Raw genomic sequence first — 12,552 nt, 5'->3', positions numbered from 1 at the left:
TTAACCGTTGGTCGGGCTGATTATTTGCCCCGGATTGTCGCTTTCAGGCACGAAGTATTCATTTACGACAATATCGCGACTTACCGGCTCAAGCCTGGCGCGCGGTAAAGGATGAAGAGAGCAAACGTTTGCTCACCATCTTGGGCTCGAACGAGGTTTGGCCCATTTGTGCCGCGAAGGCTTCGAGCAGATCAGTCTGTTCGCTTTTATCCAGGGTCAGCTGCCCGGTCTTGGGATCGACCAGCTCGAGCTGCCACGCCATCAAGGTCAGGCAGTCGCGTAACGCATCGAGGGCCTGCTCGTGCAGATCGACGTGGTCCTGCTGCAAATTGAGCAGGCTGTAGATGTGCAGGGAAAACTCGGAGATCGCTTCCAGTGCCAAGGCTTCGGCACGGCCGGCCAGCTTCAGCAGAGTGCCGAGCATGCAGTCGATGGCATCCTTGTCGTTGCTGATCAGTTGCAGATGGCTCAGGCATTCTTCGGACTTGGCGAGAAGCGTTTCGGCCTCGACCAGAAATTCGGGGAAGCGTTGCGCCCAGTCTTTACGGTCGATTGGCATGTTCATCTCCACCACGTCGTGTTGGTTGACGGATGGCCGTGTGTGGCGACGACCGTGAATCGTCGGCAGATCGCGCCCGGCGGTGCAGGTGCACGGACCGAGGGGTTCCAGAGGGTGGGTTGCCACTGAATTGCGATCGCACACAATAGCCTGACTCCGTTCATGCAATGAGAATGGCGTCACAGTAATGGCTATTGGAAATGGCGAATATCAGGTTGGGCCTGATTGATCCTAGGGGAATCCCTTAGGCGCGGGAACCTAACGTGCAAACCGAGGTCGCGCCGCAATGAATCTAGCAGATGAAATCACGATTGCCAGTAAAGCATGATGTCAGTGTGACATCAATGGCCGTTTGTGGCATTTTTAGCGACGCGCTTTACAGCAATCAAGATTAGCTGAATGCAGCCGATAAACCCCCATAGTGAATTCATCAGAACAAGCCCAGGAGTCATTGATGGCCGGCATTCTCGACACGGTAGACCAACGCACGCAACTGGTGGGTGAGAATCGCCTGGAAATCCTCATGTTTCGCCTGGCCGGACGCCAGCTGTTCGCGATCAACGTGTTCAAGGTTCAGGAAGTGCTGCAATTGCCCAAGCTGACCCTGATGCCCCAGCGTCATCCCTTCGTCTGCGGCGTGGTCAATCTGCGCGGACAGACCCTGCCGGTGATCGACCTTTCCCAGGCAATCGGCATGCGCCCACTGGTGCCGGGCCCGAACAGCACGATCATCGTCACCGAATACAACCGTTCGGTGCAGGCCTTCCTCGTCGGCGGTGTCGACCGCATCGTCAACATGAACTGGGAAGCCATTCTGCCGCCGCCGACCAGTGCCGGCCGCCAGCATTATCTGACCGCGATCAGCAAGGTCGACGATCAACTGGTGGAGATCATCGACGTCGAGAAAGTCCTCGCGGAAATCGTCCCGTACAATGCCAAGGTCTCGCGCGAGAAACTCGACGATCCGGTACTGGAGCGCGCCCGTGGCCGCGAAGTGTTGCTGGTGGACGACTCCAATGTAGCGCTCTCGCAATTGCGCGATACCCTCGGACAGCTCGGGGTGAAAATGCACATTGCCAGCGACGGTCTGAAAGCCTTGAACATGCTCAAGGCCTGGGCCGATACCGGCGTGCACATGACCGACAAACTGCTGATGATTTTCACCGACGCGGAAATGCCGGAAATGGACGGCTATCGCCTGACCACGGAGATCCGCAACGACCCTCGCCTGCGTGGCCTGTATGTCGTGCTGCACACCTCGCTGTCCGGCAGTTTCAACGACTCGATGGTGAAGAAAGTCGGTTGCGACAACTTCCTTTCCAAATTCCAGCCGGACAAACTGGTCGACGTGGTGCGCCAGCGTCTGATGCTCGACGCCGTGCCGGCCTGAAACACGCACATTTTGCTTCCTGTGGGAGCGAGCCTGCTCGCGAAAGCGCAGGGTCGGACACATTGATGGTGAATGTGCCGGCCTCTTCGCGAGCAGGCTCGCTCCCACAGAAGTGCATTTACATTAATGACGGCTTTGATTCGGTATTGAAGCTCGTATAGGGTGGCGTTTTTCCATCAGGGAGCTGGCCATGCTGCGTCTGAGCGCGCTTTATCGTTACCCGTTGAAATCCGGCAAGGGCGAAATGCTGCAAAGCATTGAGCTGGACAAGCTCGGGCTGGCGGGCGACCGACGCTGGATGCTGGTGGACGAGGCCAGCGGGCGCTTTCTGACCCAGCGTGCCGAAGCGAAGATGAGTCAGTTGTCGGCGTTATGGAATGCCGGCGGCGGTCTGACCCTCAGCGCTCCCGAGCAGGGTGCTATCGAAGTCGCGCTGCCCGCTGCCGACGCCGAGCTGCGCGGTGTGACGATCTGGCGTGACACCCTGCGGGTGCCGGACGCCGGTGATCAAGCCGCGCGGTTTGTCAGCGACTTCCTCGGCAAGCCGACACGTCTGGTGCAGATGCCGCTGGAGCGGGCACGTACCACGCAAGCGGGTTTCGGCAAGGATGACGATCAAGTGGCGTTCGCCGACGGTTATCCATTGCTGCTGATCGGCGAAGCCTCGCGGCTGGCGCTCTCGGAAACGGTAGGGCGAGAGCTGGAGATGCTGCGCTTCCGTCCGAATCTGGTGATCGAAGGCAGCGCGCCTTACGCCGAGGACCAATGGAAACGCATTCGCATCGGCGATATCGAATTCCGCGTGGTCAAGCCGTGCGCGCGTTGCATCATGACCACTGTCGACCCGCAAACCGGTGAGCGCAGCGCCGATCGCGAGCCGTTCGCGACGTTACAGAAACATCGCTCAACCGCCGATGGCGCGATGTTCGGACAGAATCTGGTCAACGACGGCAAAGGCCGCCTGGAAGTCGGCATGCCGGTGGAAATCCTCGAATAGGTTGTCGCTGAAACGAAAAATGCCCGGGTCTTTTGGACGCGGGCATTTTTTTGCGCTGTGAAACCGTCGGGATCAGCCGCGGTATTCGCACAGGTAAGCGGTATCCACTTCGACTTTCAGCTGAAACTTGCTGTTGGCCGGGACGTTGAACTGGCTGCCGGCGGCGAAGGTTTCCCAGTCGCTGCTGTCTGGCAGTTTTACGCTCAGCGCGCCGGACACCACATGCATGATCTCGCGCTGGCTGGTGCCGAATTCGTATTCGCCCGGGGCCATGACGCCAATGGTCGCCGGACCTTCAGCGGTGCCAAAGGCGATCGACTTGACGGTGCCGTCGAAGTACTCGTTGACTTTAAACATGGGCGGATTCCTCGAAAAGGGCTTAAAAGGGGGCGGCCAGTATGCACAAGGCTTTTCGCGCCGTCACGCGTCTAAAGCGGCAGGACCAGCGGCAATAACCGTGCAGTATTGCGGGCATCTTCCAGCGCGCGATGTTGTTGGCCGTTGAACTGCATGCCCGCCAGTTGCAACGCGGCGTTGAGCCCCAGCGGTCGTTCCAGGCGGCGGGCCTTGGCGAAGCGCTGTTTGAGGTTCATGTGCGGGACTTTGCTCAGGCCGCTGTCGATGTGCAGGCGCTGCCACTCCTGCAGCAATTGCTGGCGATCGTAACCGCCCCAACTGGCCCAGCCTTCAAGGCGAGCCTGATGCTGCGCAAGCCAGCGCTCAAAGGCTGGCCAGACGTCGCTCAGCGGTTGCGCCGAATCGATATTGGCCTGGCTGATGTGCGTCAGCTCCCGACAGAACGACGTCAGCAATGGACGGCGGGTCGGTTTGACGAAGCGCTGGAAGTGATCCTGCTCGCGCCCGGCGCGGTCGACCAGGGTCGCACCGATCTCGATAATTTCCATTTCCGTGACCGGCCAGCCACCCTCGTCTGTGGTGGCTTCCAGATCTATGACCAGCCAATGGGGCATCGCAGGGTTCCTGATTTCCGCGTTCTGATTTATCAGAGCGTAGTCAAACCCCGCGCTTGTGCCCGGGCGACTACTCGACCTGCAACAGAACCTGACGATTTTTTACCTGATCGCCGACCTTCACTTGCACCCGTTTGAGCACGCCATCGATGCCGGCCTTCAACGGATGCTCCATTTTCATTGCCTCCAGCACCACCAGCAATTGTCCCTTGCTGACCGTACTGCCTTCGCTGACCAGCACATCGACAATGGCACCGTCCATCGGCGCTTTCAGGGTGCCGGAGGCGACGCTGGTCTGACTGTCGATCGGCGCATGAGTTCGATCCTCCAGGCGCAGGCTGCCTGGATGCGTGAACAGCCATAGCTGCCCATCGTGCAGACGGTAGGCATAACGCTGGCGCAGGCCGTCGATTTCCATGGTTACCGATTGCGCGGTGTGCTTGATGATTTTCAACTCCAGCGTGCGTTCGCCCAGCTGCACGACACATTCGCCGGATTTGCGCGCCAGCACCGACAGCGTCCAGTCCTGCTCGTCACTGCCGAGTCGATAGTGCAACGGCACGCTGGCGTTGTTGCGCCAGCCATTCAACGGGGCGCGATGGGGCAGGGCGCTGGCCTGATAGAACAACACCACGGCAATCGCCAGTTGCTCCGTCGTCGGCACATAAGTGTTGAGGCTGGCATGGCTGGAAAAATGTTGCTGGATGAAGGCGGTGCTGAAATCGCCACAGATGAACTGCGGATGTTGCAACAGGCCTTCGAGCAAGCGTTGATTGCTTTGCACGCCAAGCAGCACCGTGTCCTGCACCGCACGCAACAGCTTGCGCCGCGCCTCTTCGCGGGTGGCACCGTGGGCGATCAGTTTGCCCAGCATCGGGTCGTAGAACGGGCTGACCGACTGACCTTCAAGCAGACCGTGATCGATCCGTGCGCCGTGATCAGAAGCCGGCTGCCATGCGGCAATTCGGCCGGTTTGCGGGAGAAAATCCGCAGCGGGATCTTCAGCGTAGAGGCGCACTTCCATGGCGTGACCGTCGAGGCGGACCTGCTCCTGCGTCAGCGGTATCGGCTGACCTTCGGCGACCAGCAACTGCCACGCGACCAGATCCAGCCCGGTGATCAATTCCGTCACCGGATGCTCGACCTGCAGACGGGTGTTCATCTCCAGAAAGTAGAACTGCCCGCGCGCGTCGAGGAGGAACTCCACGGTGCCAGCGCCGACGTAATCCACCGCGCGCCCGGCCTTGAGCGCCGCTTCGCCCATGGCCTGGCGCAGCTCGGCGGTCATCACCGGGCACGGCGCTTCTTCGATGACTTTCTGATGGCGGCGCTGGATCGAGCAATCACGTTCGCCGAGGTAGACCAGATTGCCGTGCTGGTCGCCGAATAGCTGCACTTCGACGTGGCGCGGTTCGATCAACGCCTGCTCAAGAATCAACTCGTCGCTACCGAAACCGTTCATTGCTTCGGACCGCGCGGTGCGCAGTTGCGCCGCCAGTTCGCTGGCCTCGTGCACCAGACGCATGCCACGTCCACCACCACCGGCACTGGCCTTGATCATCAGCGGATAGCCGATGCGCTCGGCTTCGGCCAATAGGGTCGCGTCGTCCTGCGCTGCGCCTTGATAGCCGGCAATGCATGGCACGCCCGCGTCGAGCATGGCAATTTTCGACAGGCGTTTGCTGCCCATCAGTTCGATCGCTTCGACGCTGGGGCCGATGAAAATCAGCCCTGCCTCGGCGCAGGCGCGGGCGAAATCGGCGTTTTCCGAGAGAAAGCCGTAGCCCGGGTGAATCGCATCGGCGCCGCAGCGTCGGGCGGCGTCGATGATCGCCGCAATGTTGAGGTAGGACTGCTGCACTGGCGCCGGGCCGATGTGTACGGCCTGATCGGCCATTTGCACGTGTAGCGCATCGGCGTCGGCGTCGCTGAAAACCGCGACGGTGCGATAGCCCAGCGCCTGGGCCGTGCGCTGGATGCGGCAGGCGATTTCACCGCGGTTGGCGATCAGGATTTTGTGGAGGGTGGGCATGGTGGGGTTCCTGAGTTTTTTGGCGTTGAATGTGATGGCCTCATCGCGAGCAGGCTCGCTCCCACATTTGGAATGCATTTCAACCGCGAATTCGGGCGCTCCTGAGTTTTGGGCGGCGAAGGTGCGGGCCTCTTCGCGAGCAGGCTCGCTTCCACATTTGGAATGCATTTCGACCTGTGGGAGCGAGCCTGCTCGCGAAGCTTTTAGCTGACCCACCGAGGTTTGCGTTTCTGCATAAAAGCCATGGTCCCCTCGATTCCCTCGTCTCCGGTTACCGCCGCGCTGAACCACTGCGCCGCCTCATCGAGCAATTCACTCGAAGGCTGCCCGGCGCTGGCCAATAACAATTTTTTCGTCACCGCATTCGCTTCGGGTGCGCAGCGCAGCACCTGTTGCAAGACCTCATCCAGTCGCTCGGCCAACGCTTGCGCATCCTGTTCAACGAAATGCACCAGCCCCAAACGATGCGCCTCGTGGCCATCGAAACGCGCTGCGGTCAGGGCCAGTCGGCGGGTTTCGGTCAGGCCTATCCGTTGCACCACAAACGGTGCGATTTGCGCCGGGATCAGGCCAAGGCTGGTTTCCGGCAAACCGAACTGCGCCTGGTGATCGCTAATCGCAACATCGCTGACGCAAGCCAGGCCGAAGCCGCCGCCGAGCACGGCGCCTTGCAGCACAGTGATCAGCACTTGCGGCGCATGTTGGGCTTGCTCCAGCAACGCGCCAAACGCCCGGTTCAACTCGCGGTAAGCGTCCGCGCCCTGAGCCCGGGCATTGGCCATGTCCTTGATGTCGCCACCGGCGCAGAAGTGCCCGCCGGCACCGCTGAGCACCAAGGCCCGCACTGTGCGGTCATCGCGCACCGCCGCCAGCACCGCGCGCAGTTCGGCGACCATTTGCAGGCTCATCGCATTGCGGCTGTCCGGGCGGTTGAGGGTGATGTGCAGCACGCCGCCATGCAGTTCCAGCAACAGCGTCTGGCAATCGGGCAGGCTGCTCATTTCTTTTTCCCCGGCAGGATGCCCATCAGTTTGCAGATGATCCCCAGCATGATTTCGTCGGCGCCGCCGCCAATCGATACCAGGCGCACATCGCGATAGGCGCGGGCCACCGGGTTGTCCCACATGAAGCCCATGCCGCCCCAATATTGCAGGCAGCTGTCGCTGACTTCCCGGCCGAGGCGTCCGGCCTTGAGCTTGGCCATCGATGCCAGTCGGGTGACGTCCTGACCTTTGATGTATTGCTCGGTAGCCTGATAGACCAGTGCGCGCAGGCATTCGATTTCGGTCTGCAATTCGGCGAGGCGGAAGTGGATCACCTGGTTATCGATCAGCGCATTACCGAAGGTCTTGCGCTCCTTGCAGTACTCGATGGTGCTGTCGATGCAATATTCCAGGCCCTTGATCATGTTTGCCGCGCCGAACAGGCGTTCTTCCTGGAACTGCAGCATCTGCATCATGAACCCGGCGCCTTCGTGGCCGATGCGATTGCGCTGCGGCACGCGCACGTTGTCGAAGAACACCTGCGCGGTTTCCGAGCTGCGCATGCCGAGCTTGTCCAAGTGCGAACTGAGGCTGATCCCGGGGGTGTTCATCGGCACCATGATCAGCGACTTGTTGATGTGCGGCTTGTCGTCCGAAGTGTTGGCCAGCAGGCAGATGAAATCGGCGCTCGGCGAGTTGGTGATCCACATCTTGCTGCCGTTGATCACGTAGTCATCGCCGTCCTTGCGCGCCGTGGTTTTCAGCCCGGCGACATCGGAGCCGGCGCCGACTTCGGAAACGCCGATGCAGCCGACCTGTTCGCCCGTGATGGCCGGCCGGAGGAACTCTTCGCGCAATTCATCGGAGCCGAAGCGGGCGAGGGCGGGTGTGCACATATCGGTCTGCACGCCGATCGACATCGGAATCCCGCCGCAATGAATGGTGCCGAACTCTTCGGCGGCGACGATCGAATAGCTGTAATCGAGGCCCATGCCGCCGAATTTTTCCGGCTTGGAAATGCCCAGCAGGCCCAGCTCACCGGCCTTGCGGAAAATTTCGTGGATGGGAAAGCGTCCGGCCTTTTCCCAATCTTCGACGTGCGGGTTGATCTCGTGCGTGACGAACTGGCGGACGGTGCGGCGCAGGGCTTCGTGTTCCGGGGTGAAGATCATTGTTGTTGTTCTCCGTAGGATCCGTGGCGGTCAGAAGCGGCTGACGCCGAAGCTGTTGGGTTGCAGCGTGCGCATGTCGGCTTCGTGGCAGATATCCAGCAAGTAACCGAGCAGGGTGCGGGTGTCGCGCGGGTCGATCAGGCCGTCGTCCCACAGGTTGGCGCTGCCGTACAGTGCGGTGGACTGGCTGTCGAGTTTCTGCGCGGTCATCTGTTCGAGCATGTCGAGCATTTTCGGATCCGGCTCAATGCCGTCCTTGAGCTGTTTGGCTTCGGTAACGATGCGCAAGACCTTGCCGGCCTGTGCGCCGCCCATTACTGCCGTGCGGCTGTTGGGCCAGGCGAAGATGAAGCGCGGATCGAGCCCGCGCCCGCACATGGCGTAGTTGCCGGCGCCGTAGGAACCACCGACGACAATGGTCAGTTTAGGCACCCGTGCGTTGGCCACCGCTTGAATCAGTTTCGAGCCGTGCTTGATCACCCCTTGCTGTTCCGATTCGGTGCCGACCATGAACCCCGTGGTGTTGTGGAAAAACAGCAGCGGCGTCTGGCTCTGGTCGCACAACTGGATGAACTGCGCCGCCTTGCTCGCACCTTGCGGGGTGATCGGGCCGTTGTTGCCAATGAAGCCGCAGGCGCGGCCCTGGATTTTCAATTGGCCGCAAAGGGTTTGCTGATCGAACTCGCCTTTGAATTCGAGGAAGTCCGACTCATCGGCAATCCGCGCGATGATTTCGCGCACGTCGTAGGGCTTTTTCGCATCGTCCGGGATCAGCCCGAGCAGTTCGTCGATAGGGTAGAGCGGTTCCTTGTATTGCGGCTCCGGCAGCCAGGGCAACTGTTCGTTCCAGGGCAACATGCGCATGATCTCGCGGACCTGACGTAGGCCATCGGCATCGTTTTCAGCGAGATATTCGGCGGTACCGGCGACCTGCGCGTGCATCTCGGCGCCACCGAGCTCTTCATCGCTGGCCACTTCGCCGGTCGCCGCTTTGAGCAATGGCGGGCCGGCGAGAAACAGCTTGGCCTTGCCGCGCACCACCACCACGTAATCCGACAACCCCGGTTGATAGGCGCCGCCTGCGGTGGCCGAGCCGTGCACCACGGTGATCTGCGGCAAACCCATCGCTGACATGCGCGCCTGATTGGCGAAACTGCGCGCACCTTCGACAAAAATCTCCGCCGCGTAGTTGAGGTTGGCACCGCCGCTTTCGGCGAGAGTGATCATCGGCAGTTTGTTTTCCCGAGCAATTTGTTGCAGGCGCAGGGATTTTTTCAGGCCGCTCGGCGAGATTGTGCCGCCCTTGATTGCGCTGTTGTTGGCGACCACCATCGCACGGACGCCACAGACATAACCGATGCCGGCAATCAGCCCGCCACCGGCCGAACTGCCGTCCTTGTCGTCATGCAATTTGTAGCCGGCGAGGCTGGCCAGTTCGAGGAACGGCGCGCCGGGGTCGAGCAAAAGGTTCAGGCGCTCGCGGGGCAACAGTTGCCCGCGTTTGCTGAATTTGTCTTTGGCTTCGGCGGCCTTGTTCAGCAGGTTCTGTTCGAGCTGCTGAACCTGCTCGATGGCGGCGAGCATGGCCGCGCGGTTGCGCGCGAACGCTTCGCTGTGCGGATCGAGTTGCGACTGAATCTGCGCCATGGCTTATTCCTTGTCCTTGAGCACGTCGGGACGCAACACTTCTGGTAAATACGCGCGGTGGAAACCATTGAACGATTCGCTGTGGCTGGCCTTGTGCAGCGGCCAGGCGCGACTGCCGAGGCTGGCGGCACCGTCGATTTTCACTGTGGTGCCGCTGATGAATGCCGCCGCCGGGCTGAGCAGAAACACGATCGCCGCACTGACTTCCGATTCGGTGCCGATACGCTTGAGCGGCACATGCTCGCGCAGGGTCGGAATCACCGCTTTGAATGCGCCCTCGTAAGTGTCCATGCCGCTGGACGCAATCCAGCCCGGCGCCACGGCGTTGACCCGGACCCCGGCGTAACCCCACTCGAACGCGGCGGTCTTGGTGAAATTGTCCATGCCCGAGCGCGCTGCCCCCGAGTGGCCCATGCCGGGCATGCCGCCCCACATGTCGGCGAGCATGTTGACGATGCTGCCGCCGTGTTTGCTCATCGACTGGTTGAACACTTCGCGGGCCATCAGAAAGCCGCCGACCAGGTTGGTCCGCAGCACGGTTTCAAAGCCCTTCTGATTGATCGAGGCCAAGGGCGAAGGGTACTGGCCGCCGGCATTGTTGACCAGACCGTGGATCGGCCCGTGTTCGGCGATCAGCTCTTTGACCAGTTGCTTGACCGCTTCTTCATCGCGGATATCGCAGGCCTTCCAGTGCGCGCGGCCGCCGTCCTCGGTGATTTCGGCGGCGACTTTTTCGAGTTTTTCCGGCTTGCGCCCGACCAGCAGCACATTGGCGCCGAGGGCCGCCAGTTCATGGGCGGTGCAGCGACCGATGCCGCTGCCGCCACCGGTGACAATCAGGTTCTGGCCGCTGAACAGATCGGCGCGGAAAATCGACGCGTAAGCCATGCACACCATCCTCTAGTCGAGCTGTTCGGCGATGCTCTGGGGCACCGGGATCTGGATTTCCAATAGTTGCTGGGCGAAGGCTTTGCCTTGCGGGTCGATGCGCAGACTGGCGACACCGCCACCGCCGAGGGCGTTTTCCAAAAGAAAGTTGAGGCTGTGGGTGCCGGGCAGATACCAGCGTTCGACACGCCCGAGAAGCGGATCGAGGACGTGGCGCATCCAGTCGACCACCACCGAGGTGGTAAGCGCTTCGGCGATCCACGGCAGGTAATCGGGATGGCGCGGCATCACGCCGATGTTGCTGTGGTTGCCCTTGTCGCCGGAGCGCGCTACCGCCAGTTTCACCAGCGGCACACTGGCATCGGCGCGGCCCTGGGGTTTGGGTGGTTGATGGGCGATTGGCAAATCTGCGCTGTCGAGGGCCACTGGGTCGGGGAGGGCGCACGGATGGCGCTCACCGGCCATGTCGATTTGCAGGGTGCAGGCGCTTTTATCGATGAGGAAAGAGAACAGACGGATGAGGGGGTATACGGTCGGACGACCGCCGACGATGCCGGTCAAACCCGGCGCCATACCGGTCGCGGCCTGGGCGATCTCTTTGGAAAACAGCACCAGCGCGCGTTTGTCAGGATGGCGTACGGCGATTTTGATCACCACTTCACGGCTGTCGCGGCGCTGGCCGTGTGGGCCGTAGGTGGCTTCGCTGCCGAGCAGTTCGACATGGGTTTCGCTGTACGGCGCCCAGCCGCGCAGGCTGAACATCTCGGCGGTCTTGTCGATGATCGCCTGACTGACCCGCCGCGCCTTGTCCACCGCGTCGATGCCGGCCATCAGGCAACTGGCGGTGCAGCGAAAACCGTCCGGGTACGTGGCGCTGACCTTGTATTTGTCGCTGGGCGGCAGGCCTTTGGCCCCGTGCACGTGCACGACGTTTTTGCCTTGTTGCTGAAGTTTGACCTGAGTGAAATCGCAGATCACGTCGGGTAACAGATAGGCCTGCGGATCGCCGATTTCGTAGAGCATCTGCTCGCCGACCGTCAACGGCGTGACCAGTCCGCCGGAGCCTTCGGGTTTGCTGACGAGGAACTGGCCATCGGCGCTGACCTCGACGATCGGGAAACCGATGTGCTCGTAATCCGGCACCTCGCGCCAGTCGGTGAAATTACCGCCGGTGCACTGCGCGCCGCATTCGATGATGTGCCCGGCCAGCGCGGCCTGGGCGAGTTTGTCGTAGTCATGCCACGACCAGTCGAATTCGTGAATCAGCGCCGCACTGACCACGGCGCTGTCGACCACCCGACCGGTGATGACGATGTCGGCACCCAGGCGCAACGCTTCGACAATCCCCGGCGCGCCGAGGTAGGCGTTGGTCGACACGCACATCCGCGGCAATGGGGCGCCGCTGAACATTTCGCGGATATCGGCGGGGTTTTTGAGCTGTCCTTGCAAGTCGTCGCCGAGCAACACGGCGATCTTCAGCTGGACCCCAGCCTGGTCACAGGCCGCTTGCAGGGCCGCCGCGCAAGCCTGCGGATTGACTCCGCCGGCATTGCTGACCACGCGGATTTTCTGTTCGGCCAGTTGCGTCAGCAGCGGCGCCAGCACTTCAATGAAGTCCCCGGCGAATCCGGCCTGGGGATCTTTAAGACGCGCACCGGCCATCAGCGACATGGTGATCTCGGCCAGATAATCGAACACCAGATAATCCAGGTTTCCGCCGGAGACAAGCTGGGCGGCAGCGGTGGAGGTGTCGCCCCAAAAAGCACTGGCGCAGCCGATTCGCACGGTGGTTGGCATTTTTATCTCCGACTCAGGGACCTGCGACAGAAGTGTCTGGAGGCTACCAAGCAAGCGCTTGGTTTGTAAACAGGCGAAACATTCTTCTGCCCAAGCGCTTGCTTGGTGCCCGCGCG

11 protein-coding genes are annotated in these 12,552 nt (G+C 61.3%); 2 read left to right on the top strand and 9 right to left on the bottom strand.

The annotated features are described in order from the left end of the window. Positions 1–88: 88 nt before the first annotated feature. Positions 89–559, bottom strand: coding sequence for a hypothetical protein (locus KVG87_RS16620; protein WP_217851858.1), 471 nt, complete (start codon positions 557–559; stop codon positions 89–91). Positions 560–1,013: 454 nt separating this feature from the next. Between KVG87_RS16620 and KVG87_RS16615 the strand changes: the two genes are divergently transcribed. Beyond that, a complete protein-coding gene (locus KVG87_RS16615; RefSeq protein WP_016770829.1) occupies positions 1,014–1,949 on the top strand; it encodes a chemotaxis protein CheV in 936 nt (311 codons plus the stop codon). Positions 1,950–2,139: 190 nt separating this feature from the next. Beyond that, positions 2,140–2,946, top strand: coding sequence for an MOSC domain-containing protein (locus KVG87_RS16610; RefSeq protein ID WP_217851644.1), 807 nt, complete (start codon positions 2,140–2,142; stop codon positions 2,944–2,946). Between the two features lie 72 nt (positions 2,947–3,018). Here the strand turns inward: KVG87_RS16610 and ppnP are convergent, their stop codons facing one another. From ppnP to KVG87_RS16570, 8 genes are all read right to left on the bottom strand, one after another. Next, positions 3,019–3,303, bottom strand: a complete 285-nt coding sequence (gene ppnP, locus KVG87_RS16605) for a pyrimidine/purine nucleoside phosphorylase (protein ID WP_024013687.1) — start codon at positions 3,301–3,303, stop codon at positions 3,019–3,021. A gap of 71 nt (positions 3,304–3,374) precedes the next feature. Then, a complete protein-coding gene (locus tag KVG87_RS16600) occupies positions 3,375–3,917 on the bottom strand; it encodes a 3'-5' exonuclease (protein WP_217851643.1) in 543 nt (180 codons plus the stop codon). 70 nt (positions 3,918–3,987) lie between these two features. After that, positions 3,988–5,949: an acetyl/propionyl/methylcrotonyl-CoA carboxylase subunit alpha gene (locus KVG87_RS16595; protein ID WP_217851642.1), complete on the bottom strand. Its 1,962-nt coding sequence runs from the start codon at positions 5,947–5,949 to the stop codon at positions 3,988–3,990. A 203-nt stretch (positions 5,950–6,152) separates the two neighbouring features. Next, a complete protein-coding gene (locus KVG87_RS16590; protein ID WP_217851640.1) occupies positions 6,153–6,950 on the bottom strand; it encodes an enoyl-CoA hydratase/isomerase family protein in 798 nt (265 codons plus the stop codon). Then, the gene (atuD, locus tag KVG87_RS16585) at positions 6,947–8,104 is read right to left on the bottom strand and encodes a citronellyl-CoA dehydrogenase (protein WP_217851637.1); all 1,158 of its coding nucleotides are present in this window, start codon (positions 8,102–8,104) and stop codon (positions 6,947–6,949) included. Before atuD ends, KVG87_RS16590 begins: the two co-directional genes overlap by 4 nt. Before the next feature lie 30 nt (positions 8,105–8,134). Then, positions 8,135–9,751 carry a geranyl-CoA carboxylase subunit beta gene (gene atuC, locus KVG87_RS16580; RefSeq protein WP_217851635.1) on the bottom strand — a complete coding sequence of 539 codons (1,617 nt, stop codon included), beginning with the start codon at positions 9,749–9,751 and terminating at the stop codon, positions 8,135–8,137. A gap of 3 nt (positions 9,752–9,754) precedes the next feature. Then, positions 9,755–10,639 carry an SDR family oxidoreductase gene (locus tag KVG87_RS16575; protein WP_073472477.1) on the bottom strand — a complete coding sequence of 295 codons (885 nt, stop codon included), beginning with the start codon at positions 10,637–10,639 and terminating at the stop codon, positions 9,755–9,757. 12 nt (positions 10,640–10,651) lie between these two features. Further along, positions 10,652–12,436 (bottom strand): acyclic terpene utilization AtuA family protein, encoded by a 1,785-nt coding sequence (locus KVG87_RS16570; RefSeq protein ID WP_217851633.1) that lies wholly within the window; start codon positions 12,434–12,436, stop codon positions 10,652–10,654. Positions 12,437–12,552: the final 116 nt, after the last annotated feature.

Source organism: Pseudomonas siliginis (assembly GCF_019145195.1).
Lineage (GTDB): Bacteria > Pseudomonadota > Gammaproteobacteria > Pseudomonadales > Pseudomonadaceae > Aquipseudomonas > Aquipseudomonas siliginis.
Note: the sequence above shows the minus strand (reverse complement) of the source record. Positions and strands in the feature narration are given on the sequence as shown.